This window comes from Micromonospora sp. NPDC005413, from assembly GCF_040606435.1.
In the GTDB taxonomy this organism is placed as follows: Bacteria; Actinomycetota; Actinomycetes; order Mycobacteriales; family Micromonosporaceae; genus Micromonospora.
Genome location: NZ_JBEXEV010000002.1, coordinates 420,522 through 446,117, shown reverse-complemented (window position 1 = coordinate 446,117; position 25,596 = coordinate 420,522). Strand labels below are relative to the sequence as shown.

Annotated in this window: 32 protein-coding genes; 13 read left to right on the top strand and 19 right to left on the bottom strand. The window is 68.6% G+C overall.

All coding sequences use genetic code 11. The features are described 5' to 3' along the window. Positions 1–101: 101 nt before the first annotated feature. Positions 102–2,846 carry a phage tail tape measure protein gene (locus ABZS37_RS04855; RefSeq protein ID WP_355165595.1) on the top strand — a complete coding sequence of 915 codons (2,745 nt, stop codon included), beginning with the start codon at positions 102–104 and terminating at the stop codon, positions 2,844–2,846. After that, positions 2,843–2,977, top strand: coding sequence for a hypothetical protein (locus tag ABZS37_RS04850; protein WP_355165593.1), 135 nt, complete (start codon positions 2,843–2,845; stop codon positions 2,975–2,977). The genes ABZS37_RS04855 and ABZS37_RS04850 overlap by 4 nt, the downstream gene beginning before the upstream one ends. Before the next feature lie 497 nt (positions 2,978–3,474). Here the strand turns inward: ABZS37_RS04850 and ABZS37_RS04845 are convergent, their stop codons facing one another. Then, positions 3,475–3,660: a hypothetical protein gene (locus ABZS37_RS04845; protein ID WP_355165591.1), complete on the bottom strand. Its 186-nt coding sequence runs from the start codon at positions 3,658–3,660 to the stop codon at positions 3,475–3,477. A gap of 111 nt (positions 3,661–3,771) precedes the next feature. Here ABZS37_RS04845 and ABZS37_RS04840 point away from each other — a divergent pair, with 111 nt between their 5' ends. Next, entirely contained in the window at positions 3,772–4,032 is a 261-nt protein-coding gene (locus tag ABZS37_RS04840) for a hypothetical protein (protein ID WP_355165589.1), read from the top strand. Positions 4,033–4,087: 55 nt separating this feature from the next. On the opposite strand, the gene ABZS37_RS04835 is transcribed toward ABZS37_RS04840, so the two are convergent. Next, positions 4,088–4,402, bottom strand: a complete 315-nt coding sequence (locus ABZS37_RS04835) for a hypothetical protein (protein ID WP_355165587.1) — start codon at positions 4,400–4,402, stop codon at positions 4,088–4,090. 433 nt (positions 4,403–4,835) lie between these two features. Here ABZS37_RS04835 and ABZS37_RS04830 point away from each other — a divergent pair, with 433 nt between their 5' ends. Then, the gene (locus ABZS37_RS04830; protein ID WP_355165585.1) at positions 4,836–5,072 is read left to right on the top strand and encodes a hypothetical protein; all 237 of its coding nucleotides are present in this window, start codon (positions 4,836–4,838) and stop codon (positions 5,070–5,072) included. Then, on the top strand, positions 5,069–5,449 hold the full coding sequence (locus tag ABZS37_RS04825; RefSeq protein ID WP_355165583.1) for a hypothetical protein: 381 nt from the start codon (positions 5,069–5,071) through the stop codon (positions 5,447–5,449). Before ABZS37_RS04830 ends, ABZS37_RS04825 begins: the two co-directional genes overlap by 4 nt. Here the strand turns inward: ABZS37_RS04825 and ABZS37_RS04820 are convergent. The 5 genes from ABZS37_RS04820 to ABZS37_RS04800 form a co-directional block, all read right to left on the bottom strand. Further along, positions 5,400–5,789, bottom strand: coding sequence for a helix-turn-helix domain-containing protein (locus ABZS37_RS04820; protein ID WP_355165581.1), 390 nt, complete (start codon positions 5,787–5,789; stop codon positions 5,400–5,402). The genes ABZS37_RS04825 and ABZS37_RS04820 overlap by 50 nt on opposite strands. Positions 5,790–6,748: 959 nt before the next feature. After that, positions 6,749–7,105, bottom strand: coding sequence for a hypothetical protein (locus ABZS37_RS04815; protein ID WP_355165579.1), 357 nt, complete (start codon positions 7,103–7,105; stop codon positions 6,749–6,751). Further along, on the bottom strand, positions 7,102–7,371 hold the full coding sequence (locus ABZS37_RS04810; protein ID WP_355165577.1) for a hypothetical protein: 270 nt from the start codon (positions 7,369–7,371) through the stop codon (positions 7,102–7,104). Before ABZS37_RS04810 ends, ABZS37_RS04815 begins: the two co-directional genes overlap by 4 nt. After that, positions 7,371–7,997 carry a hypothetical protein gene (locus tag ABZS37_RS04805; RefSeq protein WP_355165575.1) on the bottom strand — a complete coding sequence of 209 codons (627 nt, stop codon included), beginning with the start codon at positions 7,995–7,997 and terminating at the stop codon, positions 7,371–7,373. Before ABZS37_RS04805 ends, ABZS37_RS04810 begins: the two co-directional genes overlap by 1 nt. A gap of 137 nt (positions 7,998–8,134) precedes the next feature. Further along, positions 8,135–8,443 (bottom strand): hypothetical protein, encoded by a 309-nt coding sequence (locus ABZS37_RS04800; RefSeq protein ID WP_355165573.1) that lies wholly within the window; start codon positions 8,441–8,443, stop codon positions 8,135–8,137. 508 nt (positions 8,444–8,951) lie between these two features. Here ABZS37_RS04800 and ABZS37_RS04795 point away from each other — a divergent pair. Next, on the top strand, positions 8,952–9,242 hold the full coding sequence (locus ABZS37_RS04795; protein ID WP_354995157.1) for a DUF1905 domain-containing protein: 291 nt from the start codon (positions 8,952–8,954) through the stop codon (positions 9,240–9,242). Positions 9,243–9,301: 59 nt separating this feature from the next. On the opposite strand, the gene ABZS37_RS04790 is transcribed toward ABZS37_RS04795, so the two are convergent. Then, positions 9,302–9,667 (bottom strand): hypothetical protein, encoded by a 366-nt coding sequence (locus ABZS37_RS04790; protein WP_355165571.1) that lies wholly within the window; start codon positions 9,665–9,667, stop codon positions 9,302–9,304. Positions 9,668–9,887: 220 nt separating this feature from the next. Continuing rightward, the gene (locus ABZS37_RS04785; RefSeq protein WP_355165569.1) at positions 9,888–10,820 is read right to left on the bottom strand and encodes an MBL fold metallo-hydrolase; all 933 of its coding nucleotides are present in this window, start codon (positions 10,818–10,820) and stop codon (positions 9,888–9,890) included. A 139-nt stretch (positions 10,821–10,959) separates the two neighbouring features. Here ABZS37_RS04785 and ABZS37_RS04780 point away from each other — a divergent pair, with 139 nt between their 5' ends. Beyond that, positions 10,960–12,609 carry an FAD-binding dehydrogenase gene (locus ABZS37_RS04780; RefSeq protein ID WP_355165567.1) on the top strand — a complete coding sequence of 550 codons (1,650 nt, stop codon included), beginning with the start codon at positions 10,960–10,962 and terminating at the stop codon, positions 12,607–12,609. An 84-nt stretch (positions 12,610–12,693) separates the two neighbouring features. On the opposite strand, the gene ABZS37_RS04775 is transcribed toward ABZS37_RS04780, so the two are convergent. Beyond that, the gene (locus tag ABZS37_RS04775; RefSeq protein WP_355165565.1) at positions 12,694–12,789 is read right to left on the bottom strand and encodes a hypothetical protein; all 96 of its coding nucleotides are present in this window, start codon (positions 12,787–12,789) and stop codon (positions 12,694–12,696) included. A 49-nt stretch (positions 12,790–12,838) separates the two neighbouring features. On the opposite strand from ABZS37_RS04775, the gene ABZS37_RS04770 reads away from it, so the two are divergent. Then, entirely contained in the window at positions 12,839–13,846 is a 1,008-nt protein-coding gene (locus ABZS37_RS04770; protein ID WP_355165563.1) for a hypothetical protein, read from the top strand. Between the two features lie 12 nt (positions 13,847–13,858). Beyond that, the gene (locus ABZS37_RS04765) at positions 13,859–14,374 is read left to right on the top strand and encodes a pyridoxamine 5'-phosphate oxidase family protein (RefSeq protein WP_355165561.1); all 516 of its coding nucleotides are present in this window, start codon (positions 13,859–13,861) and stop codon (positions 14,372–14,374) included. 570 nt (positions 14,375–14,944) lie between these two features. On the opposite strand, the gene ABZS37_RS04760 is transcribed toward ABZS37_RS04765, so the two are convergent. The 4 genes from ABZS37_RS04760 to ABZS37_RS04745 all read right to left on the bottom strand — a co-directional run bounded on the left by ABZS37_RS04760 (position 14,945) and on the right by ABZS37_RS04745 (position 18,445). Further along, positions 14,945–15,268 carry a hypothetical protein gene (locus ABZS37_RS04760; protein WP_355165559.1) on the bottom strand — a complete coding sequence of 108 codons (324 nt, stop codon included), beginning with the start codon at positions 15,266–15,268 and terminating at the stop codon, positions 14,945–14,947. A 204-nt stretch (positions 15,269–15,472) separates the two neighbouring features. Continuing rightward, on the bottom strand, positions 15,473–15,976 hold the full coding sequence (locus tag ABZS37_RS04755; RefSeq protein WP_355165557.1) for a MarR family transcriptional regulator: 504 nt from the start codon (positions 15,974–15,976) through the stop codon (positions 15,473–15,475). Between the two features lie 90 nt (positions 15,977–16,066). Continuing rightward, positions 16,067–17,365, bottom strand: coding sequence for an MFS transporter (locus ABZS37_RS04750; RefSeq protein ID WP_355165555.1), 1,299 nt, complete (start codon positions 17,363–17,365; stop codon positions 16,067–16,069). A 321-nt stretch (positions 17,366–17,686) separates the two neighbouring features. Continuing rightward, entirely contained in the window at positions 17,687–18,445 is a 759-nt protein-coding gene (locus ABZS37_RS04745; RefSeq protein WP_355165553.1) for an XRE family transcriptional regulator, read from the bottom strand. 386 nt (positions 18,446–18,831) lie between these two features. On the opposite strand from ABZS37_RS04745, the gene ABZS37_RS04740 reads away from it, so the two are divergent. The 4 genes from ABZS37_RS04740 (at position 18,832) to ABZS37_RS04725 (ending at position 21,363) form a co-directional block, all read left to right on the top strand. After that, on the top strand, positions 18,832–20,022 hold the full coding sequence (locus tag ABZS37_RS04740) for a helix-turn-helix domain-containing protein (RefSeq protein ID WP_355165551.1): 1,191 nt from the start codon (positions 18,832–18,834) through the stop codon (positions 20,020–20,022). Positions 20,023–20,111: 89 nt separating this feature from the next. Then, the gene (locus ABZS37_RS04735) at positions 20,112–20,570 is read left to right on the top strand and encodes an SRPBCC domain-containing protein (protein WP_355165549.1); all 459 of its coding nucleotides are present in this window, start codon (positions 20,112–20,114) and stop codon (positions 20,568–20,570) included. Further along, positions 20,567–20,917, top strand: a complete 351-nt coding sequence (locus ABZS37_RS04730) for a metalloregulator ArsR/SmtB family transcription factor (protein WP_355165547.1) — start codon at positions 20,567–20,569, stop codon at positions 20,915–20,917. Before ABZS37_RS04735 ends, ABZS37_RS04730 begins: the two co-directional genes overlap by 4 nt. Before the next feature lie 2 nt (positions 20,918–20,919). Next, positions 20,920–21,363 (top strand): SRPBCC domain-containing protein, encoded by a 444-nt coding sequence (locus ABZS37_RS04725; RefSeq protein ID WP_355165545.1) that lies wholly within the window; start codon positions 20,920–20,922, stop codon positions 21,361–21,363. On the opposite strand, the gene ABZS37_RS04720 is transcribed toward ABZS37_RS04725, so the two are convergent. The 5 genes from ABZS37_RS04720 to ABZS37_RS04700 all read right to left on the bottom strand — a co-directional run bounded on the left by ABZS37_RS04720 (position 21,347) and on the right by ABZS37_RS04700 (position 25,559). Next, positions 21,347–22,627, bottom strand: a complete 1,281-nt coding sequence (locus tag ABZS37_RS04720) for an MFS transporter (RefSeq protein ID WP_355165543.1) — start codon at positions 22,625–22,627, stop codon at positions 21,347–21,349. The two genes, ABZS37_RS04725 and ABZS37_RS04720, sit on opposite strands and share 17 nt — an antisense overlap. Positions 22,628–22,739: 112 nt before the next feature. Beyond that, on the bottom strand, positions 22,740–23,114 hold the full coding sequence (locus ABZS37_RS04715; RefSeq protein ID WP_355165541.1) for a VOC family protein: 375 nt from the start codon (positions 23,112–23,114) through the stop codon (positions 22,740–22,742). 203 nt (positions 23,115–23,317) lie between these two features. Then, positions 23,318–24,049 carry a class I SAM-dependent methyltransferase gene (locus ABZS37_RS04710; RefSeq protein WP_355165539.1) on the bottom strand — a complete coding sequence of 244 codons (732 nt, stop codon included), beginning with the start codon at positions 24,047–24,049 and terminating at the stop codon, positions 23,318–23,320. A gap of 229 nt (positions 24,050–24,278) precedes the next feature. Further along, the gene (locus tag ABZS37_RS04705; RefSeq protein ID WP_007464929.1) at positions 24,279–24,641 is read right to left on the bottom strand and encodes a PH domain-containing protein; all 363 of its coding nucleotides are present in this window, start codon (positions 24,639–24,641) and stop codon (positions 24,279–24,281) included. 30 nt (positions 24,642–24,671) lie between these two features. Beyond that, complete coding sequence (locus ABZS37_RS04700; protein WP_355165537.1) at positions 24,672–25,559, bottom strand: LysR family transcriptional regulator; 888 nt, start codon at positions 25,557–25,559, stop codon at positions 24,672–24,674. Between the last annotated feature and the right edge of the window lie 37 nt (positions 25,560–25,596).

Below are 25,596 nucleotides of genomic sequence, written 5' to 3'. Positions count from 1 at the left end.
AAGGGGGGCAGGGGAGGGGACCCCAAGGCCCCATGCCAGCGGGACCGCCGGGGAGGGCTCTGTCGGGTCGGTCAGGTTCAAAACTTTCGGAAGGGTGCGCGATGGCACTACGAACGGTGGGTGTCCGCCTCCAGGCTGAGGTGGCCGGGTACATGTCGGGTCTGCGGCAGGCTCGTGGCGCTACCAGGGACTTCGTGGGTGAGCTGGACGGGGCGGCGAAGGCCGGGCGCCTGGACGCGGTCGCTGATCAGATGGCCCGCATGGGGCTGGCCGCGGCTGCGGGGTTCGGGGCTGCTGTGGCTGTAACAGCGAAGTTCGACAAGCAGATGTCGGAGGTCGGGGCGGTCAGCAATGCCACGGGGGCGGAGCTTGAGCGTCTCCGGCAGTCGGCCCTCGATGCCGGGCAGGCCACCTCGTTCAGCGCCACCGAGGCGGCGAAGGCGCAGGCCGAGCTGGCGAAGGCCGGCCTTGACTCGTCCGAGATCCTCGGCGGGGCCCTGACCGGCTCCCTGTCCCTGGCGGCAGCAGGATCACTCGATCTGGCGGAGGCGGCGGACATTGCCGCGAAGACCATGAACGTCTTCAAGCTCAAGGGTGGCGACGTCGGGCACATCGCCGACGTGCTCGCCGCGGCGGCGAACAAGTCCGCGACGGACGTGCACGAGATGGGTGAGGCGCTCAAGCAGGGCGGGCTGGCGGCCAACGGCGCCGGCGTCAGCCTGGAGGAGACGGTCGGCACCTTGGCGGCGTTCGCCGATCGGGCGTTGATCGGATCCGACGCCGGGACCAGCCTGAAGACGGCCCTGATGATGCTGCAGGCGCCGACCGATAAGGCTGCCGGGCTGATGGATGAGCTCGGCATTAACGCCTACGACGCTCAGGGAAACTTCGTCGGCATGGCGAGCCTGGCCGGCCAGCTGCAAACGCAACTCGGCGGGCTCACCCAGGAGCAGCGCAACGCGGCGCTGGCGCAGATCTTCGGCGCGGACGCGATGCGCGCGGCGAACGTCCTGTACGAGGTCGGCGAGAAGGGCATCCGCGACTACACCGCAGCGGTCAACGACCAGGGGGCGGCGTCGGACGTCGCGCGAGCCAAGACGGACAACCTGGTCGGCGACATCGAGCGCTTGCGTGGCTCTCTGGAGACGATGGCGATCGAGGCCGGGTCGGGTTCGTCGTCGGCCCTGCGGACCTTGGTGCAGACCGCGGATGAGCTGGTCGAGTCCGTGTCGGCGATCCCTGGGCCGGTTCAGTCAGGTGCGGTCGTGCTGGCCGGCCTCGCGGGGGCGACCCTGTTGACGGCTGCGGGGGCGGCGAAGATGCGGGTGGCGACCACCCGCGCCAGCGAGGAGCTGGCGACGATGGGCCCGCGCGGCGAACGAGCCGCTAGAGGGCTGGAGCGCGCCAGCAGGGCCGCAGGCCGGGCCGGGATCGCCTTCGTGGCCCTGGAGGTGGCGGGTGCCGCCCTGAGCAGCTTCCACGACGATCTGAACCCGCAGATCGACGCGATGGCGAAGGGTCTGTCCGAGTGGGGTGCCAGCGGGAAGTTGGCCGGGGAGTCCGCTCGGGTGCTCGGCTCCGATCTGGAAGACCTGTCGGTGGGGCTGAAGTTCCTGGCCGACACCGACAACACCCGCCGGAGCACCGTGCGTTGGATGCAGGACATGTACGAGCGGGCACCATTCCTTGGGGCCGCCCTGCGGGACACGAACACGTCGCTGGCGATGACCCGTGAACGCGTCGAGGCGATGGACTCGGCCCTGGCTCAGCTCGTGTCGGGCGGCGAGGCCGACCAGGCTGCGGCTGCGTTCGACCGGCTGGCTGAGGCTGCGGCGAAGGACGGCGTCAGCGTCGATGAGCTGCGCAAGCTGTTCCCGGTGTACGCCGCCGCGGTGGAGACGGCCGGTTCGGCGTCGGCCACGGCTGCCGGTCAGGTCGGGGGGCTCGGCGGGTCGGCGGGTGAGGCTGCGGACAAGGTCGTCGAGCTGAAGGAGGCTTTCGACAAGCTGTTCGGTGAGCGCATGGACCTGGACAAGGCGGTGATCGCCTACAAGCAGGGCCTGGCTGATGTGCGTGAGGAGCTGGAGACCGGCACCCGCACGCTCAACGACAACAAGCAGGCTGGCCGGGATAACGCCACTGCGGTGTTGGAGCAGATCGACAAGATTAACGATCTGCGGCAGGCGCGCATCGACAACAACATGACCCTTGACGAGGCGAACGGGAAGTACGTCAAGGACATCGCTGGGCTGCGGGCGACGCTGCTGCAGCTCGGCTTCAACGAGACGGCCGTGGATGAGCTGATCGGCAAGTACCGGGCGATCCCGGGCGAGGTGTCGACGGATGTGTCGGCGCCGGGGGCGAAGACGGCGAAGAAGCAGGCGGAGGATTTCAACTTCGAGGTCAGGTCGGTTCCGCCGTCGAAGACGGTGCCGTTCTGGGCGAAGACTTCGGAGGCGAAGGCTGCGGTCAACGCGCTCAAGTCGAAGATCAACGAGCTGAAGAACAAGCACATCTACATCAGCGGCACCGTCCGGTGGACCAGCACCGGCGACCTCAAGGTGCCGGGCGGCACCCAGCTCAAGAACCGGTGGGGTGGACTCTACGAGCACGCCGCTGACGGTCTGGTCTGGTGCGGCTGCGTGACGCGGCCATGTATTCCCCGCAGGGCCCGGCCCGGTACGCGTTCGCGGAGCCCAGCACTGGTGGTGAGGCGTTCATTCCGAAGAACGGCAACCCGGGCCGGTCGCTCGACATTCTCGACAAGGCGGCCGGCTGGTATGGGGCGACCGTTCAGCCGCGGTATACCCCTGGCCCGGGGTTCGCGCCGGGCGGCGGCGGTATGACCGTCATCCACCGGACCCTGCACCTCACCGTCAACGTGCCTCCGACGGCGAATCCGGCTGAGGTGGGCCGGGTGACGGTCTCGGCGATCCAGGCGTACGAGCGAGGCAGCGGTAAGGGGTGGCGTAAGTGACTGATCCCCTGTCGTCGACCGGACAACCCGCTCGGCGTGAGGTCGGGTCAGCCTGCTCGGCGCTCTTCGGCGACGGGCCCTGGTAGCTGGCCCGACTACCCGCGACACCCCCACGAACCGGGCAGAGTCCCGTGAACGTGACTCTTGATCGCACAGTCGGTGCGATCACGCATTGCGGCAGTCCCGTTGTTCGTCCGCGATGGCAATCGTGTCTGTCGCGGGGCCGGAAGGGGCGGTGCACCGATACCAGCGGGCACCGCCCCGGCCTCTGTCCTATTTGGGAGGGCACAGGCAATGTCGGTAACGAGGGGGAGGGGACGGCGGGTACGCCGGCCGAAGGACAGCGAAGCCACCGGGCGCTGGGCGGAGCTGACAGCTCTGATCGTGGCCGTATCCGGCCTCGTCGTGGCAGTAGGGGGAGTGATCGCCGCTTGCGCGGCGTGATCCTGTAGCAGGGCGACGGCCCGCCAGGATCGCGCCTGGCGGGCCGTTCGTCGTCATCTGTTCTCGCGCTGTATGGCCTGCACTTCGGCAGCCACTGGGCTGAGCAGCGCGACGATGAGGTCGATCTGCCGCTCGGTGAGCGGTGGCCAGTCGGCAACCGCGGCGGCGCCAGCGGCGAGGATCTCGGCCTCGGTGCGCAGCAGGCGGGGTGTGTCTTCGGTTCGTGGTGTGCGAGTCATGCCTCAGGCCAACGAGAGTGGAGGTGTCCAGTATTCGACAGATGGGCCGGGACTCAACGCTGAGTCGACACGATCCCTGAGGGATGACCCTCGACCGGATGGAGCAACGCCATGCCGAAGCTGGACCCCGTCGCTCGTGCTGAGAACTGCATCGCGCTCGCTCAAGAGCCACACACCGAGCCGGAGAAGGCGCAGGCCCTGCGCTTGGAGGCCGTGACGTTGGGGCTGCTGGCGGTCGCCCACGAGCTGCGGGGGTTGAGGGAGACCGTTAGCGGGGTCAGCGAGGCGTTGACTGATCCATACGGTCGCGGCAACACCGGGACTGGCCTCCACTACATCAGCGACTACTTGAAGACGATCGCGGAGCGGTGATGCGAAACAGCCCGCCAGGATCGCGCCTGGCGGGCCGTTCCTTACGTTCCGGAGGTCAGGCTTCCTGCAGCTCCTGCAGGCTTCGATCAGTCGCCACGTACTGCGGCCAGTCGTCCGTGTGGCACTCGGACGCGTGCAGCGCAGTGCGCAGGTCGACAAGCAGGGTGTTGACGGCACTCTCAAAGTCGGGGGCCTCGATGCTCGTGGCAAACTCCGCAGTGCGGTCGACCAGGCTCGCAGCCATCTGTACCTCGCGGCCGAGCCGGTCCAAGTGTTCCTGTACCGCGTCAAGGAACTCTTCGTACTGCTCGTCAGTACCGTGCGGAGTGCCTTCGAACGTCATCTGGATCGCGATTCGATGCTGTCGCATGATCAGTCGTCCTCCCAGCACGTGGCCCGCTTGAGTTGACCCGTCAAGTCTTTCAGGTAGTTCGCGTTCGAAGGGGTGCATTTCACGGTTTTCAGATGTTTTGCGGGGCAGGGGCAGTACAACTTGAAGTACCTGTCTCCCCCTCCGGTGACTCTCCAGCCCCGTCGCTCGGCTTCCCGGAGAAGATCCTCAAGTTCCTTGTACCTGTGCTTGGGGCGTGACACTTGGTAAACGCTCCTTGCCTCTTGAGGTTACATACCCAGAAGATCGACTAACAGGCGCAGTTGGTCACAGCCGGGTGAACGGGTGAACGAATCCAGACTGAGCACGGTATGGGACACCAACGTTCAAATACCCCGCGCCGGTCGGCAACGCGACAGACATTTTCGTCCAGTCGTCGAACTGGTGCTGGTCGAAGGCCGTACAACGGGGCATGACCGCCTCCACCGCCGGCCGTATCGCCGCCTACACCCGCCGGGGCAACACCGTGGACCGGGCCGCCGCCACCGAGCCCGCCCGCCGAGCCCTCGCTTCGAAGTGGCTACAGGAAATCCAAGCCGAGTTTCCGGACGTGCCGCTGGCGACCCAGCAGCAGATGGCGGACAGCCGTCGGCGGGCGCACATGATCCGAATCGCGCACCTGCCTCGCCGAAGGGCAGGTAAGGCGTGACGGAGGCAGAGATGAACGCCCGCTCTTTGGGCGGCTGGCAGCTCACAGATCAGCAACTGGCGCAGCTCGTTGCCACCCTGAGACCGGTCATGGAGGCGATGCGAGCGCGGGTGGCAGGCGACGACCAGAAGTGGCTAGACAAGACTCAACTGGCCGCGAGGCTTCAGGTCTCGGTCTCTCTGGTGGACCTGAAGGTTGCCGGCCGGGAGATCCCGCACCATCGGGTGGGCAGACTCGTTCGGTTCACCCCAGCCGACATCGCCGAGATCGAGCGGCTCATGCAGGAGCCGACCCGCAACTTCGAGCGTGAGTCCGCGCTCGCGCTCACTAGCCTGCGGGCCCCGCAGCAGCCGCGGCGTCGACCCCGGCGGCAATAGCTGCCTTCGCGCGCAGCTTCTCGACGTAGGCCTCAAGCGTTGCATCCGGCACCAGACGACGGGAACCGATCATCACGGATTCCAGCTCGCCGGCCCTCAGGAGCTTGTACACAGTTCGGGTGCTGATTCCACCGAGCTGCTGCGCTGCCTCCTCGATGTTGTAGAGCAGTCGCCTCCGCCTGGCCGGATCAGGGATATTGCCGCCATGCACGCGGCGTTCCGCTAGCTCCAGCAGAGACTCAACCTCCGTCCGCACGGCAGCGCGGGCTTCCTCGAACGCCTCTACCTCCTTGCGCTCCCACAACGCTTGGTGGATTTGATCGAAGACCTTGGTCAGCATGACTCCGACCTCACGTGCGGCGAGGGAGCCCGGCTCAAGTGGGGAGGTCATGTCGTGTCGAACGAGGGAGGGGGTCACGAAGCTCCGGTGGCATGGGCTCCTAGCCCTTTACCACTCGTACGGCACCCCGCCAGACGGTACATACCGTGTTGTGGGTGGCGAGTGGTACAGGGGCTAGTCCGCTGCTCAGACGGGCTAGGGGAGGGTCTAGCAGTAGCCCTAACCGGGGCTAGCAGTGGCGGCCCGTACCACGCCACCCAACCCGCCACGTACCACGCCAGTTGGCGGGTTCCGTACCACGCCAGTTGGCGACCTGTACCACTGTGGCCGTACCGCAAAATGGCCGGTTTCTGCGGCCACCGGTGGCGGGTTCCGTACCGCAAAATGGCCGCCTCGGTGGCCGGTTTCTGCGGCCATCAGACCGGCCACCGGTGGCGATAGCGTGGCCGGTTCGTGGCCGGTCTGGTTGCGCTATCGATAGCGGGGGAGCTAGCGCGCGAGCAGGTGCCGCGAGCAGCGCGGACCCCCCTGGATAGCGGATAGCTCGGGCTGCCCGGAGGTGTCCCCGAAGACCCTGATGGGCCGTTGACCAGGGATGTCCCCGGGGACCGGGGACATGGTCGCGCGGGCTGGTCGCGGCAGTGGTCGCGGCGCCGATCGTGGTCGCGGGGGTGCGACCACGTTGGTCGCGGCCCTGACCGGCCGAAACAGCGTTGGTCGCGTGGTCGCGGCACCCCCGCCGAGGCCCCAAAAGCCGTCCTGGGGAGGTAGCACGGGTAGCGGCCGGTAGCGGAGAGGTAGCGGCAGCGCTACCTACTGCCGCTACCTCTCACTGTGCCTGCGACCTGCGGAAACCCCTTCGGCGCATGATCAGGTAGCAGGTAGCGGCACAACGGCGAGACCCCCGGAAACCCCTGCTTTCGGGGGTCCGGGGGTCTCTGGTGCCGCTACCGCTACCGCTACCCGGCAACCGGGTCGGTGACGGCGTTCCGCTTGGCTGCGGCTTCCTCGCACATCTGGGCGACGGCGATGCAGTGCGCGGCCATGCGCCGCAACTGCTCCGAGGTCAGCTCGAAGTCGTCCGGCTCACGGTGGGTCTCGCCGATGAGGCCGACCGGCCGAATGTGCCCGTCCGGACCCACGCGCAGCTCCGGCCAGACGTGCATCTCCATCGGTGCACCGTTGCTGGCCGACTCGCCGACCACGCCGCGGGTCATCGGGCCGGAGTGGTTCTGCGTGCCGTCCTCACCGGTGTAGTGCTCGACGCACCACGGCGGGCAGACGTCGGTACGGGCCTCGCTGAAGGTGGCGCTCATCGGGTCAACTCCTTGTCGGTGGTGCTGTCGTGTACCAGGAGGGAGCCGGTGGGTCGGCCGGCGGCGAGGATCGCGGTACGCATCATCAGAGCGATGGCACCGCGCTGCGAGAGACCCGATCCGACGACTCGGTCCACCGCGGCGACCTGCCACCCGGCCGGGCTGATGACGGCTGCCGCGAGCGGCCCCCGCTCGGGCTGGTCCACGTCACGGACCACGTACGCCTGACCGGCCCGCAGCGTCTGCTTGAGCAGGACGGGGGCCATCAGCGGGCGTGCCGGGCGATACGGGCGGCGGACAGCAGCGCGTACGCCAACTGCTCGACCTCGGCGGGAGTGCCGCTCCAACCCTGAACGTCCTCGCTGCCCGGGTAGTGGCCCTCAAGGCCCTCGGCGATCGACAGGACAACCCGGGTCGGGGTGGTGACCTCGCCGCGCTCGCTGGTCGACTCCACCAGCACGCGGGCGGTGGCGGGCAGGATGGTGGACGACGGGTCCCGCGAGGTCAGGTCCGCCACGACCACTTCGTGACACAGGCCGATCGAGAACCCGTCGACCTCGGTCACCTGGCCGCGGTGGTCTTCGGTGCAGTAGGGCGGGCAGCCGGCCGGGCGGGCGGCCAAGGCCCGCTGGAGGCCGTCGACGTAGCCCTCGGCGTACCGGTCGTCGCCGTGGCGGATCGCGTCGGCCAGCTCGTGCACGGCGCCGGGGTTGGCTCGCATCGCGGCCTGGATCAGCTCCAGGTCGTCGGCATCGGCGGCGGCGGCGTACGGGGCGTTCACCGGGAACCGGCCCTGGTTGGTGTCCGCCAGGCGGATCGCGGTCAGGTCGGTGGTGTCGGCGTCGATGAGCCGGTTGGCCGGCGGGACGGGTGCGGATGCAAGAATCTTCACTGGGTCGCCTCCTGGGGCGATCAAGGGCCCGGATCTACAGGAGCTGGAACTCCTGCCGGGCCCGTCCCTATTCACTGGCCGGGTCGGTCAGCTACCGGTACGTCCGGGGGTGCCGGACGCACGGGGAAGCCGACCGATCAGGCGGCAACCGGGGTGCGGAGGATGCGGCCGATCAGGTGGGCCTGCCAGACGGTCACAGGCACCGTCCTGACGACGGACCCCTCGGCGGGCTCGATCACCAGCCGGGCGGGGCGGTAGCCGGGCTCAAGCACCTGGCGCGCGGCGTCGTTGCGCTGATCCGGACGCACCAGCCTCAGCGTGAGCGGCTGGTCGGCGTCGATGACGGTCACGGGTCGGCTGGCGTGGCTGCCGTTGGTGTGGTCCGCACTGACCGTGCACCGGGCCGGGTCGCACCACTTCGGGTGCTTCGGGATCGTGTTCTCCATCTGGTCGCCTCCTGGGGCGATCGAGGCTCGCTCGGTGCTGGAACACTCTGCGGGCCGTTGGGTGTTGTGGGTTGGCCGGTCGCCCGGCCCTCTCGATCAACCCGCGCACGGCGAAGCGAGTCGACTCGCTGTTCTCGTAGCGCTCGCAGGTCTTGCAGGCGTCCATCGTGTCGCCGCTGGGGGCCGGAACGGTCCGGGCGCCGGCCTCACCGCAGATCTCGCAGTGGAGGCTCTTGGCGGTGGCGGTCATCCCGGTCTCCCTCACTCGTCCTTGTTGGATACGTTGACCCTATGCGAGAGAAGCATAAGACGCAATGCTTATGGCTCATCGGTCCGCAAAAAGTCCGCACTACTTCCGCAGATGACCAACGCGAGCCAACTTGACCATGCACAACAAGCACAGTTCAGAGCGTGTGTCGAACCATCACAGCAGCTCACAAATCCGACGTACGGAGTTCCGCTTCAACGTGTGATTCCCGGGCCGGCGTCGGCCGCCTAGGCTGCCCTCGTGGAGTGGGCTTTCGACGGTGAGATCATCGAGTGGCGTGGACCCGCGCCGTACTTCTTCGTGGCGATGCCTGAGTCCGACAGCGCCGAGCTGAAGGAGGCGACGCGGTCGCTCGCCTACTGGGGCCAGGTGCCGGTGCACGTCGTCATCGGGGGCACGGAGTTCAGGACGGCGCTGTTTCCCAGGCAGGGCCGCTACCTGGTTCCGCTCAAGGACGCCGTCCGAAAGGCCCAGGGCATCAGCGAGGGTGACGTCGTGACGCTGCTGCTGCGGCCCGCTCCGAGGATCTGATGTCTGGTCCGGCCCGGGCCGGACAGGGCCCGCCATCGACGGAGACGCCTTCGAGTGCCTCAGCCGGCCATCCGCAGCGGTACGGCGATGACCACACCGGCCGCGGCGACGGCGAGCAGGACACGCGGTACGCGTAGACCACGCCACCAGGGCACCAGCCAGAGCAGCAACCACATCCCGGCGGCGACCGCCAGGTGCGCGCCCAGCACGGTCAGCGTGGCCTCCTCGCAGCCGTTCTCGGAGCGGACCGCCTCGCACAGGGCCGGCGGCTGATCGGCTCCGAGCACGGTGACCATCGCGGTGCAGCCGGCCAGCACCGGAGTCACCACGAGTGTGACGAGCGGAGTCAGCACCCAGCCGGCCAGATCACGACGTCGGTCCAGCCAGTTGGCCCGGCCCGACCCGGCGTCGTCAGTTTCCGACACGGTGCGGACGGTACCGCCCCGACCCGCCCACCGTTGCCCCGTACCCGGGACCGCCGGGGGGCGACCCGGAGGCGGCCCACCGCGTGTGTCTCTGCTGGGGCGGCGCGGCCATCTTGAATTCCGCCGGCCGGCTCGCACGCCCGCGACCCTAGCGGCCGTCAGCAACGCCTCCCGCTGTCAAGTGCGCACCCGGCAGAGCCGGCAGGTCCACTGGGACGTGTCACCGCAGCCCCGCCCAGGGGTCCTCCCGACGCCACAGGGTCGGCAGGTGCAGAGCGACCCGCTCGTCGTGGGCCAGCCGGGTGAGGACCCCCATGGTGAAGTCGAGGTCGTCGCCCGCGTACGGCAGGGCGCGCAGCGGCCGGTCGAGCGGGCGGAAGAAGTCGTCCCAGTGGACGAGGACCACGCGACGGGCTCCGACGGCTCGTACGGTCTGCGCCCAGTACGTGCGGAGGTAGCTTTCGTCCTGCCCGCCGAGCTGGCCGACGCCGAGGTAGACGACGTCGGCCCGGTATCCGTCGAGCGCTCCTGGCCGGTAGCCGGCGCTGCCCTGGACCAATGCGGTCCGGCCGCTCGCGTGCGCGACGAGCACCGACCAGGCTTCACCGCACCGGTAGGCGGACGCCCTGGCCGGGGGCACCACGGGCGCGGTGATGGTGCCAGGGAAACGATCCGGTGGGCAGTGCTCAGACTCGACGAACGTGAGGGTGAAGGCACCCAGGGACATCGGCTCGTGGGGGGTGACGACGTGGATGCGTTCATCGGTGAGCCCGGCCCCTCGGCCGACGTTGGCTGCGGACCGGCCGCCGGCGAGCACCGCCCCGGTGCGCAGGGCGACGGTCGCGGAGTCCATGACGTGATCGAAGTGGGTGTGCACCGGGATCACGGCGGCCAGCCGGCGGCCCCCGTGGTCGAGGCCCAGTCGGGTGAGCGCGGAGTCGATGCGCACGTCGTCGGGTACGAGCCTGCCGAGGGCGACCCTGAGCAGGGACGGCCGGGAGAAGAACCCGTCGGTCATCACCGCCGTGTCGCCGTCGTCGAACAGCAGGCTGGAGACGCCGAGGAACGTGACGTTGAAGCCCTCCGCAGCGGGCGGGACGTCGAACCGGTCGGCGTATGCAGCCAGGTCGGGCCGGCCGAGCTTCATGCGCATGGCGGGACGCTACCTTCTGCCGGGCGGCCACTCGCTCCGGAAGGCCCCATAAAGCTGTCTTACCACTCAGTGACAAGATGCGTCCTCATCCGCTGCGGTTCTGGACCGTGAGTGAGTACGACGGTGGGGAGTGCCTGTCATGGACGCAGACGTGATCGTGGTCGGAGCCGGGCTGGCCGGTCTCGTCGCCGCCGCCGAACTCGCGGAGGCGGGCCGCCGGGTGATCCTGCTGGACCAGGAGCCCGAGACGAATCTGGGTGGGCAGGCGTTCTGGTCCTTCGGTGGCCTGTTCCTGGTCGACTCGCCGGAGCAGCGCCGGATGGGGATCCGGGACTCGCGCGAGCTCGCCCTGCAGGACTGGCTGGGCACGGCCGGGTTCGACCGGCCCGAGGACGAGTGGCCGCGCCGGTGGGCCGAGGCGTACGTGGACTTCGCGGCCGGGGAGAAGCGGTCCTGGCTGCACGCCCAGGGCGTTCGGTTCTTCCCGGTGGTCGGCTGGGCCGAGCGCGGCGGGTACGGGGCCACCGGGCACGGCAACTCGGTTCCGCGTTTCCACGTCACCTGGGGCACCGGACCTGCGGTCGTCGCGCCGTTCGCGCGTCGGGTCCGCGACGCCGCCGCGAAGGGACTGGTCACCTTCGCGTTCCGGCACCGGGTCGACGAGCTCATTGTTACCGACGGTGTGGTGACCGGCGTACGGGGTGCTGTCCTGGAATCCAGCGACTCCGCTCGCGGGGTGGCCAGCAGCCGCACGGTGGTCGGCGACTTCGAGTTGACCGCCCAGGCTGTCCTGGTGTCCTCCGGCGGTATCGGCGCCGACCACGACCTGGTCCGCGGCAATTGGCCGGCCCGGCTCGGCACCCCACCCGAGCACATGATCACCGGTGTCCCCGCGCACGTGGACGGGCGGATGCTGCGGATCACCCAGGAAGCCGGCGGCACCGTCATCAACCCCGACCGGATGTGGCACTACGTCGAGGGGGTGAAGAACTGGAACCCCATCTGGGCCGGCCACGGCATCCGCATCCTGCCCGGGCCCTCCTCGCTGTGGTTCGACGCCACCGGCAAGCGGCTGCCCGGACCGCTCTACCCCGGTTTCGACACCCTCGGCACGCTGGCGCACCTGCGGACCACCGGGCACGACCACAGCTGGTTCGTACTCACCCAAAAGATCATTGAGAAGGAGTTCGCGCTCTCCGGCTCCGAGCAGAATCCCGACCTCACCAACAAGTCGGTCCGGCAGACCCTCGGCCGCATCCGCCCCGGCGCACCCGCACCCGTCGAGGCGTTCAAGCAGCACGGCGAGGACTTCGTCGTCGCCGACACTCTCGACGAGTTGGTCGCCGGCATGAACGCACTGACCGACACGCCCCTGCTCGACGTGGAGGACATCCGCCGCGAGGTCGTCGCCCGCGACCGGGAGCTGGACAACGCGTTCACCAAGGACGGCCAGATCTCCGCCATTCACAACGCCCGCCGGTACCGCGGCGACAAGCTGGTCCGTACGGCGACCCCGCACAAGATCCTCGACCCGAAGGCCGGTCCGCTCATCGCGGTCCGGTTGCACGTGATCACCCGCAAGACCCTCGGTGGCCTGCAGACCGATCTGTCGGGGCGGGTGCTCGGATCCGACGCGACCCCGATCCCCGGCCTGTACGCCGCCGGTGAGGCGAGCGGATTCGGCGGGGGCGGCGTGCACGGCTACCGCTCCCTGGAGGGCACCTTCCTCGGCGGCTGCATCTTCTCCGGCCGCCAGGCCGGCCGCGCAATCGCGCAGGCAACCGCCTGACGGGGGCGCGGCGGGCCGGGCGGGCGAGGGCTGGTCGACGTCCCGGCGCGGTTCCGACCAGGCCGGGATCGGCCGAGGGACGGTTCAGCCGATGCACGGGGCGTACCTGATGAGGGCGACCCCGACCAGGCAGATGACCGCGCCGACGACGTCGTAGCGGTCGGGGCGGGACTTGTCCACCACCTGGTCCTACGGGGCGGGCCGCCCGGCGGCCGCCTACGATCTCGCCATGATCACCCCGCCCCTGCCGCCCGAGGCGCTCGCTCGCTATCCCGGCCTGGAGAAGCTCGGCCGCACGACGACCCGGCTACACCCACGTCCCGGGGCGGTCACGGCGGCCGACAGCCACGTCGGCGGGCCGCTGCCTTGGCCGGCCGACGAGCCCTGGCCCACCTGCGACGTGCCGCATATGGTCCACGAGGACGTGCCAATCCCGGCCGAGCTGGCGACCCGGATGCGGACGGCGGAGCGCGGGCGCAGGCAGCCGCACATCCTTGCCGAGGGTGAGCTCGATCTGCACCAGGAGTTGGCCGTCCTGGTCGGCCCGGGTTTCGTCGGCTGGGGCTCGCGCGACGGCGGCCCGGTCGTCGGCCACCGGTACGTGCCGCGAGAACACCCCGCGCCCAACCCGATGGTCGCGCTGGCGCAACTGCGCGCCGAGGACGTACCCGACCTGCCCCGCCCCGGTGGGGCAGACCTGTTGCAGGTGCTGTGGTGCCCGTTCGAACACTCCGAGGGCCCGTGGGGGCCGACGGTGCAGCTGCGCTGGCGGCGGGAGACGGAGCTGACCGACCTCCTCGCGGAGCCGCCGCGCGGCGAGGTCGGCACCGACGGTTATATGCCCCGGCCGTGCCGGTTGCACCCGGAGCAGGTCGTCGAGTACCCCTACCCGCAGGAACTGCCGGAGGACCTGCAGCGGCTGGTCGACGAGGATGAGGACGAGGAGTACGTCGACACCTTCATGACGCCCGGGTGGAAGGTCGGCGGGTACGCCAACTGGAGCCTCACCGACCTGCACCCGACGCCGTGCCCCCGCTGTGCCGGCCCTACCACGTTGACCCTCGTCATCGCCTCCTCAGAGCGGGACAGCGGGCGGTGGCAGCCGACGCGGGCGGACGGCGAGCCGGATGACGATTCGTATGAGCCGACCGGGGTGGTCGTCGGCCGGCACGGCGCGCTGCGCATCTTCGTCTGCCTGACCTGCCCGGACGTGCCGTTGCTGCTCGACCAGCAGTGAGGTGAGGTGACCGTGCCGTCGACGAACCCATGGCTGTCCGGACCCACGCCCACCGGCCGCCTGCCCCGCGAACGCCTGGAGGAGCGAATCCTCAACCTACTGTCGTCGCAGAACATGTGCGTGCTTGCCACCGCCGGCCCCGACGGGCCGCTCGCCACGCCGGTGCGCTATTACGCGCTGGGCTTCGCCGTGCTGTTCACCGCCGCGCCGAGGTCGCCGAAAATGCACAACCTCGCCATCGACCCGAGGGCGTCGGTCGGGATCTTCGCTCCGCTGGTCGGGTTGGCCAGCAGCCGTGGCGCGCAGGTCTTTGGCACGGCCCGGGTGCTGGGCCCGGACGACCCGGACCGGGCCCACTATTGGTCGGCGTTCCGCTGGGAGAACGAGCACGTCGAGCGCGGCCGGTCGCTGTCCGACCCTCCCCGGGACACGCTCGTGGTCGTCGAGGCGGATCGCATCGTCTACACAGAACACTGGCTGCGGCGCGATGGCTTCGCACCCCGCCAGATCTGGCGACGCGAAGGCTGAGAGCCACCTACCACGACCCGGTCAGCCGGCTAGAGATCCTGTTCCTGCAAACGGGTATCAGGAGCTCAGCGGGTGTACCGGACCATGATCGTTCCTTGGCACGGAACGAGGAGCGGGTAGAGGTCTCGGGACTCTTGGTTGATCATTGAATGATGCGACGGCCGAGGGTTGTTGGGGTAGTTGGTTGGTTCATGATCGGCGGGGGAATCTTGGTTCCGCTGTTCGCTTGCTGCATGGGAGCAACGATCCCTTACCAGGACCCCACTCCGGAGATGGCGCAGCAGTACGACAAGGAGGTTGCCGCGTCTGACCGTCTGCTCTACCTCGGGCTGGCCCTTGGTCTATTCCTCTTGGTTGCTGGCATCGGAGCAGTCGTCGGAAGCGCGACGAGCCGCCGCATACCCTCTGAGCAGGAGGAACGGGGACGATAGACGTGCCCGATATAGCGGTCAACATCGGCCAGCACTGGCACTTCCACGGTGTCGAGCTGAACGCTCTGCGCCTGTCTGCCGGCCGCGCAGCTACCCGGAGTGTCAATCAAGGCGATTCCTAAGCTGAGAGTTCAGTTGATCAGGTCGGGCTCGTCCGCTCTAGCTGATCCGGGCGGACCCGGAACTGGGTGGTTCTGTCCTCAGCTTCCACGTGGTCTGGTTCAGTACTAACGACAAGAACTTGGTCCTCCTGCTGGCCGACGACGTAGCACCGCATGAACGCCGGACGGGGGAGGGAAGCGCCGGGAAGGATGCCGTCATCCGTGAAGAAGATCGGAACCTTGTCGACGAAGAACCAGCTTCGTCCGTCGGCGTCGACGAGCCGCACACGGACCCACCCCGGCCAGTCTTCGTCGACCCATGCGATCGCCTCGCAGCGCAGCAAGCCGGCGGAACTCCTCACCCCAGTTGATCCTGCCAGGTCTCACCCTCTGTCGGCGCGGTTGTCTGGGGCACACACGGGGCACGAGACACTGCCAAACGTTGTCGACTAGTGAGCAGGCCTGGCAGCCTGAGACGCCGTGTGAGCAGCTGGTGAGCCAATCACGGCTCGCAGTTCCGCTTCAACGTCTGAATCCGGCGCAGCAGCCCTGGGATGGCGATGGCTCTAGACCGGGTTTCCCCCGGTGTTCTCGATCATCCGTCGTAGCACCTTCAAGGCAGTGACATAATCGACGTCATCGATGCCCTGATGGATGCGCGCCCGGATGGCCGGGGCGTGGGTCTTCAAGTCCACGCGCACCTGCTCGCCGGTTTCGGTGATCCACAGTCGGCTCTCGCTGTCGCGGCTGATCCAGCCACGTTCCAGCAGCACCTGCGCCTCGGCGTGCAGGTCGTCCTCGGGCTTGATATAGGTGGCCATGGCCTCTTGGAGTTCAGGAATGGTCATGCCGTGGCCGTCAGGCGAGATGTCGTTCTTGGACAGGTTGCGCAGCAGCCAGAACTGGGGCTGGCTGAAGCCGAGCTCGGCCTGCTGGGCGCGAACGAAGGCGATGAGGGCCTCGTAAGCCAGGCGGGTCCAGTAGGCCGCCGGCTGGGCTGCCAGTTCGGCGTCGGTCATCCGATCGGTCGTCATGGTGCCGCCCTGGTTGAGTGAGATCGTTGGTCGCATGACCGTAGAACCTCAAGCACGGTTGAGGTCAACACGCCGGAGGTTTGGCCGCTCCCGGTAGGGCGTGCCTGGGCAGTACAGCTAGCCCAGCTACGCGGGCTGCTTCGCGTACGGGCGCGTCCGTTCTGCCCACCGCACGAAGTGCGGCGTCACCAGACCCGCCACGACGAACACCCCGCCGAGCAGGAGCCAACCAGGGACTCCCCAGGCGATGCAGAAGAGCGCCAGTACGGTGGGAGCAACCATGTTCGCCAGGCCGGCTCCGAACCCGAACAGTCCCATGTACTGCCCCTGAGCGTGGGCGGGAGCGAGGCTGAATCGGAGTTCCAGCGAACCGGCTGTGTGCCAGAGTTCACCGACCGTGTGGACGATGACGCCGACGACGATGCCTATGAGCGCAAGCCACGAGGGAAGTCCTGCCGCTGCGGCCATCGCCGCCATTCCGACGAAGAACGCCACACCCGAACGCCGCATGGCTTTCCCGGCGCTGACACTGTCGTCGACCCCTCGGCTGGCCCGGACTTGCAGTAGTACCACCAAAGCGGTATTGACGAGTGCTGCCCCACCAATCAGCCATCGGGGTGCGTCGGTGTGTCCGATTATCCAGAGTGGCAGTGCGAAGAGCAGCACCTGGTGGTGAATCGCCATGATGCCGTCGAGCACGGTGACGGCAACGTACGCCCGGTCCTTCATTACATTCCAGGGGCTGGCCGTTTGCGGTGCGGGCACGGGCGGTATCGACGGCAACGCCGCAACGATGGCGGCGCTGGCGACGAAACTGAGCGCATTGCCCAGCACCAGGGCCAGGTACGCCGGACGCGTGTCGTACTGCACTGCGAAGCCGGCAGCCACGGCGGCACAGCTGCCGGCGAGGTTCGCGACCGAGCGTAGGTAGGCGCGGTATCTGGTGAGGTCGGCGCCGCCGATTCCGCGAACCAGCGGGCCACGTGCCGCTCCTCCCGCCGAACGAGCGAGTTCGCCCACGCAGAGCGCCACCAGAACCAGCCAGAACGACTGCACGAGTACCAGCGCCGCCATCGCCACCCCCTGAATGACGAGCATCCGGAGATACACCCCTCGGGACCCTCGTCGGTCAGCGAGATGCCCGACCGGTACGCCGGCAAAAAGACCAACCGCGGCCGCGATGCCCAACCCGAGGCCGACTTGACCCAATGGAAGTCCGACGACACGGGTGAAGAAAAGCGCGGCACTGACCATAAAGACGCCGCTGCCCATCATGTTGACGAACGTCGCTAGAGCGAGAATCCGCTGCGGGCGCGTCTCGGGAATCAGTCCTCGTCGGACCAGAATCGACGTCTTTTGCTTTTCGTCGTCGACCGAGTCTCGTCCGGAAGGGTGATTTTCTTTCTGACCCTGTAGAGCCTGCACAGACTTCGGATCCCTCCCGTTGATTAGCTCGGCGACTCTAGCGAGATCGCAGTGAGCGTGTAATCGGTCTGTCGGCCGATACCGAGAGTCAGCAGCCCCTGTTAGCTTTATTAGCGTCGCAAGAAGGCGTGTGAAGCCCCGCCACGCCATCGCTTACGCCGCCACCGTGGTGCCTGCAGCGCTCAACCCTGGCCGGCTTGCCGGGACAGCGACGGCTCCACTCCAGAGCCACAACTCCACGAACATGGTTGTGGCGGGCGGCGGCGCGCCGAGCGGGCTAGAGCTTGGACCGGACCGCACCGGCCGAAGCCAAAGATGTAGTTACACGACGGGGGCGTTGTACCGATCGAGTGTCGCCTTGGAGGTCGAGGCGTCCTGGAAGATCAGCTCCCACGGCCCGGTGTTGACATCCATGTCCTTGCCGAACCCGACCCACTTGCCGGCCATCCGCCTGCCGGTGGGCTCCGCCAGCAACTGGACCGCGCCGTGATACCTGGCGCCCCGGTAGTAGCCGCCCGGGTCAGTCTGCTCCACCCACGTGCCCGTGACGACGCTGCCGTCCACGGTGAGGTCGAGCGACAGCGACGACGCGGCCGAGCCCGGGAGGCTGCGCACACTTAGCCGGTCCCCGTGCTGCATCACGACCACATAGTGCTGCCCGGCAAACGACTCTTCCCGTCCGCTGGAGTGGTACTGGTAGCGGCTGAGCCATACGCCCTCGTATGACCCGTGGGAAGCGGCGGGCCGGCGTGCGGGAGTCGGCGTGGCCAGGTCGGACATCGGCGACGTCAGGTCGTGGCCACCACGCTGGTCCTCGGCGGCTTGGCCGTTGGGCACCTCGGCAAACCCGAGAAGCGAGATGGGCAGGCCGGTGACGACCTCCAAGGCGCGGGCGTAGACGGGCCGCGGCGCGGCAATCGCACCGGACTCCCACCGCTGGACGAGCCGCTTGTTGGCGTCATTGGGTTCGCCCGTGCGGTGGCCTGCGGCCTGAAGTGCGCGAGCGAAGTCGTCCTGACTCATCCGCATCCCTGCGCGGACGGCCCGAAGAGCGGCATTGGGGGTCGTCATGCACCTCACATTAAGCGACTGTCGTCTTAATGTCGCCCCCACTGTGTCCGTTATGCCGCGTGCTGTGCCGTCGCACCCGGCAACAGAAAGACGGCATCGTGAGGTGCAGAAACACGCGGTCGGATGCACCGCGTCCGCGTGGAAGGAGGCAAACCATGGCGACATCGATCCCCGGGAGCTCATGCGGAAGCTGGCCGGACTACCGCCCCGCCAGGTGTCCATCAGCGAGCAGCCAGAGGTGAGCGGTACGCAGCACGATCCAGGGTCAAGCCGGAGTGAGCAGGCGGAAGGAGCGGAGCGAGAGGCGGCCAAGCAGCGACTCCTCGCCCAGTCCGAGGCGGAGCGAATACCGGTCGAGGAGACGACTCGGGCTGTTCCGGAGCGGCGGTGGCGTCGTGAGTAGTGACCACCTACCGATCGGGCGGCGGGTCGCGTATCTGCGTGCCCGGCGGAAGCTGTCGCAACAGTCCTTCGCTGATCGCCTCGGCAAGTCGAAGAGCTGGGTGGACAAGGTTGAGCGCGGGGTCCGATCGCTGGAGCGGGTGTCGACCATCCGAGATATCGCGGCCGTTCTGCGGGTCGACACCGCAGCATTACTCGGGCGCGATGCGCAGCCCGTGGACGCGACCGAGCAGATCGAGGGCGTCGCGCGAATTCGGGCAGCGCTGTCCACGTACGAGATGGCGCTTGGCCGGACGGCAGCACGCCGACCGACGGTTTCGGCTGACCGTCTCGCCCGGGAGTTGGAGCATGCGTGGACCAGCTACCAGCACGCCCGGTATCCGCAGCTCATTGAGCTGTTGCCGAAGCTGTTGACCGAGGTCCAGCGCACTCACGCATCGGATCCGGAGGCCTGCCGTGTCGCACTTGTGGAGTCGTACCGGGTGACGACGTCGTTGCTGGTCAAGCTGGACGAGGCCAACCTCGCGTGGCTGGCCGCCGACCGGGCCATGTCCGCCGCGACCGGCGATCGGGTGTTGGTGGCTGCCGCGGCGGTGCAGCTCGGCCAGGTGCTTCGGCCATCGGCGCGGGCGAGGTCGGTGATGCTGGCCGCCGCGTACCTGATCGGTTCGCGCGACCTTGACGAGGGCACGCCGCAGGAGCTGTCGCTGTGCGGGTGTCTCCTGGTCCAGGCCGCACTGATGGCGGCACGAGCCGGAGATGACCGCGCCACCGTCGACCTGTTCGACGAAGCCACCGACATGGCCGCCCGCGTGGGCGACGGGCACGACCATTACCGGACCGCCTTCGGACCGACCGCCGTCGAACTTGCCCGGGTCGCCGCCGCCATTGACCTGGGTGACGGGCGGGACGCGGTCGCCCGGCACGAGAAGGCGACCCAGCGAGAAGGGTGGCGATGGTTGCCCGTCGAACACCGAGCGGCACATCTGATCGACGCGGCTCGCGCCTACCTCCAGATCGGTGACCCCGGCAACGCGGCGCGGGTCCTGGTGCAGGCCGACAGCCTCGCCCCTGCGGAGGTACGGAACCGGCCGGCGGCCCGCGAGGTGGTCGCGCAGGTGGCCCGTGACGCGAACGCCCCGATGATGATCACCCAGCTCGCCCTCAGCCTCGGGGTGGTCTGAGCATCCATCAATATGCAACGAAAGGTTGCGCGTCGGCCGAGGAGTGTCGTAGGTTCAGTGCAACCAAAGGTTGCGAAAGGTTGATACGCATGGAGCAGGGAACCATCGAGCGCGACATCCAGGTCGACGCTTCACCCGAGGTGGTCTTCGAGGTCGTCAGTCAACCCGAGCACATGCGGGAGTGGTGGTCTGACGACGCGCGGTTCGAGCCGGTCGCGGGCGCCCCCGGCGAGTTGGTGTGGCGCGACGCGAAGACCGGCGAGACGACGACCGTCGCACTCGCCGTGGTGGAGGTCGACCCCCCGAAGCGATTCTCCTTCCGGTGGTGTTTCACCGACCCGGACCGGAGTGGGCAGGCCCTGCTCGTCACCTTTGACCTGGTCCCGAGCGGTGCGGGGACCCGGGTCCGGATGACCGAGACCGGTTACCGCGAGATGGGCTGGGAGGTCGCCGTCCTTGAGGAGCAGTACCGCGACCACGAAAACGGGTGGGACCACTACATCCCCAGGCTCGGCACCTACGTCGCGCGGCTGGTCTCGACCCCATGAGTACGGCGGTCGACGATGAGCTGTGGTCGGCGATCGGCGACCCCACTCGGCGTACGATGATCGATCTTCTTCTTTCCGACGGGCCGGGCACGGCCACCTCGCTGAGCAGGCGGCTGCCCGTCACCCGCCAGGCCGTCTCGAAGCACCTTGCCGTCCTGGACCGGGTCGGGTTGATCCACGCCGAGCCGGCCGGTCGCGAACGTCATTACCAGGTCGACGAGGCGCAGCTCGCCCGTGCCGTCGCTCAACTGTCGGCGGTGGGTGCCTCCTGGGACGCCCGACTCCGTCGGATCAAGTGGATCGCCGAGGCGATCGAACGCAGCCGCACCAACAACGAAGGAGACTGAGAATGGTCGATATTCTGCACCGCGTGGGCGTCGTCGCTCCGCTCGACGACGTCTACCGAGCGGTGGCAACTCCAGAGGGCCTCGCCGGCTGGTGGACGACCGACACGGTGGGCAAGAGCGAGGTCGGCGGGCAGTTGGCGTTCCGGTTCGGCGAAGCGGGCGGCTTCGACATGGAGGTCCTGGAGCTGGATCCCGCCGGCCGGGTGCGGTGGCGGGTCGTCGACGGTCCCGAGGAATGGATCGGCACCGAGGTCAGCTGGCGTCTCGACCAGCGCGGCGAGTACACGATCGTCCAGTTCACGCACGAGGGCTGGCGCGACCCGGTCGAGTTCATGCACCACTGCAGCACCAAGTGGGCGATGTTCCTGATGAGTCTCAAGGAGCTGGTCGAGACCGGGCGCGGCAGGCCGGCGCCGGACGACGTCCGCATCAGCGACTGGCACTGATCTCCGTGACGGCTGAATCGCCGGGGGATCGCGCGCTCCGCCGCGAGATCGCGATTCCCCCGGCGATCAGGCCGAGGGTCACGATCGCCGTGGCGCAGAACAGCAGCGTCGGACGTGCGCCGATGGCCCCCACCAGCGGACCGCCGAGCATGGTGCCCAGTGGCACCGCCAGCACGAGGATGGCACCGTTCGCGGCGAGCACCGCAGGTAACTGCACGGTCGACGTGCTGCGCTGGAACAGCGCCATCGACGTGGACATGTACGGGGCCCAGATCAGGCCCGCGAGGGCGAAGGCCGGCAGGGACAGGCCGACAGGTACGCCCAGGCCGAGTGGCAGCATGGCGACGCCGAACGCGACGACGATGCCGATGGTGGTGGCCCGGAGCGGCAGGTGGCGAAGGTGGCCGGCAACCAGACTTCCGACGAGGCCGCCGACGCCGAAGGCGGTGTAGTAGACGCCGAGCAGCGTCGCGGAGGCGTGCAGGTCGTCGGTGATGTGGATCGGCATGGCCACGTACACCGGTCCGAAGAGGAAGAAGAACCCGAGGCTCAGCGCCAGAAGGCCCAGCAGCGCGGGGTTGTGGCGGATGACGGCGAAGCCGGCGGTCCGCGAAGCGCCGCGCTCGTGCCCTGTGGCTCTGCCGGTCGCGGGAAGGGCGAAGCGGTACGTGAGGGCCAGCGCGGCGAAGGTGGCGGCGTCGACGGCGATGACCCACACCGGCCCCGCCCAACCGATCAGGATTCCCGCCAGCGGCGGGCCGACGATGGTGGCGAACCCTCCGATGGTGCCGAGCACCGCGTTGGCCGGCAGGTGGTGTCGCTCCGGCAGCACTTCGGCGATCAGGGTGAACCGGCCGGCGGAACCCCACGAGTGCAGCAACGCCGACGCGGCCAACAGGATCACGTACAGCCCGATGGTGAGCACGCCGGCGAGATGCGCGAGGGGGATCGCCGCGAGCGCGGAGGCCCGCAGGATCGCGTCCCACCCGGCGAGCTGGGCACCGCTGCGCCCCCGCAGCAGCCGGCCGAAGACGACCGTCCCGGCCGCGCTGGGCAGGGTGTACGCCGCCATGGCCACCGCGATCCACGTGCCGCGCTGACCGTGCGGAGCGAGCTGGATGGCGAGCCAGGTCACCGCGACCACCGCCATACCATCGCCCAGTGCCGACACGGCCAGCCCGGGCAGGACGCGCCGGAGCAGTGGGTGACTGACCACCGGCCAGTACGGCGATGAGCGCGGGAAACGGGCGGCGTCCGAAGGCATGCTGCCAGCTCACCCGGCGGGAGCCCCGCGAATCAACAAAGACTGCCAGCAGCAGAATCCGCTCTGAGCACAAGGCACTCCCGGCGGCTGACCTGACAACCTCCGCTTCGCGCTACAGCTCGGCCCACACACCAAGCTCGTTGCCGCTGGGATCGGTGAACTGGAACCTACGGCCACCGGGGAACTCGTACGGCCCGTTCACCACCTGGCCGCCGGCACCCTGCACCGCCTGCACGGACTTGTCCAGGTCGCTCGAGTAGAGCAAGACGAGCGGGCCGCCCGCCCGGACTTCCTGGTCCACACGGAGACCGCCAACCTCGGGTGCGGACTCACCCTGCGGGCTCCGAATGCCGGCGTACTCCGGCCCGTAGTCGTTGAACTGCCAGCCGAACGCTTCGGCGTAGAAGCGCTTGGCCTGCTGAAGGTCGGTGACCGTGAATTCCACGTAGTCGATGGCGTGGTGTCGCTGGGGAGAAGACTCAGGCATGCGTCGCATTGTGCGCGCCGGGTATGACGCGCTGGCGGAGGTCGGTCGAGCCCATCTGGACCAGGGAGGCGATTCTAGGAGCGTGTAGCGGCGTGCGTGGCCCCGTGTCGGTAGCCCGACTGCCGGATGGGTCACCGCCCTTGGCTCGTTCCTCGCACCCGACGCGGAGGAACGAGCCAAGGCGGTGCGTCGACCAACCGTCGCTACTCCGCGCGGTAGACGGAGACGTGCGCCGTGCTTTCGGCGTCGAACGGGTGCCGGTGCCAGTCGGCGTACCGCTCGGTGAGCCGGAGCCCCGCCTGCTGCGCCATCTCATCGATCTGGTGCGGCCAGGCGTACCGCATGGCGAACGGCTTCAGGTGTACGCCGTCACCGTCGAACGTGATGGTCTGCCGGATGAACCGCTGCGCCGCCCGGTCGTACCGGTGCAGCCGGATCGTCGCGGAGTCCTCGGTCACGGCACGGACCTGCACCTGCTCGTCGGCGTCGAAGTCGCGCGGGTCGGGCACGAACGTCTCGATGACGAACGCCCCGCCGGGCGACAGCACCCGAGCGACGTTGCGGAAGCAGTCCGCCTGCCGTTCGGCGTCGACCAGGTTGAACAGCGTGTTGTAGACCAGGTACGCGAGCCGGAACTCACCCGCTACTCCGACGTCCGCCATGTCGGCGACGACCACCGTGATCTGCTCGCCGCCAGGCTTGGCCCGTAGTTGCGCCACCATCTCCTCGGACGCTTCGACGCCGTGCACGGTGAGGCCGCGCTCGGCCAGCGGCAGGGCGATCCGGCCGGTGCCGATCGCCAGTTCAAGTACCGGCCCGCCGTCGGCCAGGTCGGCCAGGAAGTCGACGGCCGGAGCCGGGTCCGGGTTGGGTCCGTCGTCATAGCCGGCGGCCCACAGCCGGCCGAAGAGGCCGGGATCGTCGAAGACCGACATCAGCGGCCTCCGGGGTTGGTGTCAGTGGCGCGCAGCCGCGCCGTGGCCAGGGGAGCTGATCTGCTCACGAAGTCTCGATTCCTCAGGTCGGATGACGTTCGGTCGGGGGGACTTCGGTGAGTCGGGCATGGCGGCTGCTCCCTTCGCGCGGCTGTCGGTTGAGGACACCAGAGGCCGCCGGGCCCGGCAAGGCATTTACCTCTGCCGGGCCTGTGGCAGGCCGGATCCGTCAGGAGATGTGGTGCAGGATCACGTTGTGCACGTGGTGGCTCTTCTGCGCGCCACGGAACTCCACCTCGTACGTGTGCGTCCCGACGTGGATGGCGATCGCCCCGGTGGAGAAGAACGTGCCACCCCAGGACTTGTTGCTGACCACGCTCACGCTGGTGATCTTCGAGTACGGGATGCTGGTGATCGCATGCCGCTTCCCGACGAACGAGCGGTCCTGGATGATCACGCGCCGGTCGGTCAGCCCGATGAACCCGGTGCCGGTGCCGACGGCGTCGTAGACGGCGATGATCTGCTCACCGTCGAGGAGCCCGCTCTCGATCTGCTGGACCTGCTCCTTGCGGTCGTACGCGATGTTCGCCATGCCAACCAGGCTAGGCAACCGGTGCCAGTATCAAGTGATCATGGAGCTGTCGGTCGCGGCACGGACGAACTCCCGCACCCGGGCGGTGCTGTTGCTGGCCAGCCAGACCGGCCCCCGCTGGATCGGCGGCGCGTCATGGATCGGCACGTACGCCACGTCGGGGCGCGGGTAGTAGCGCCGGGTGTGCTCGCCCACCGGCAGCACGCCACGTCCCAGCGCCACCAGGGACAGCATCTCCGAGAAGGTGTTCCCGGTCGGGCCCTTCGGCACGGGCCGGCCGGACGGGGTGCGCTCCGGCGTTCGGTCCCGCTTGAACTCCGCCGAGGTCACCGTCGGGTACTGCACCACCGGATGCTCGGCGAGCACCTCCAGCGACACGGACGGCTCCCGGGTGAGCGGGTGACCCGCGGCCACCGCCAGCACCCGGTCCTCGGTGAGCAGCGCCGGGCCGTTGGCCATCCCGTCGAAGGGGTACGAGGCGATCAGCACGTCGGTGGAGCCGTCGAGCAGACCGGAGCGGGTGGTGGCCAGCTGTGCCTCGTGCACCTCCACCTGGCAGTCGGGGTGCCGCTCGGTGAACAGGGCAACCGCTCGGAGCAGCACCGGTGCGGTCCACTCGCCCAGGAACGCCACCCGCAGCGTCCCGGTGACGCCCCGCCCGGCGTCGACCGCGCGACGGACCGCCTCGTCCATCCCGGCCACCAGCGGGGCCAACTCGTCGGCGAGCTGCCGCCCGATCGGGGTGAGCTGGACGACGCGACTCGTTCGGGCGAACAGGGGTGCCCCGATCCGGCGTTCCAGCTTCTTGATCACGTGGCTGACCCGGCCGGTGCTGACCAACAGCCGCTCTGCGGTCCGGCCGAAGTGCAGCTCCTTGGCGAGGGTCAGGAACGTCTCGACCTCGTACCGCTCCAGCACACCGCTCCCATTGTTGACCTGTGCGCAACGATCGTAG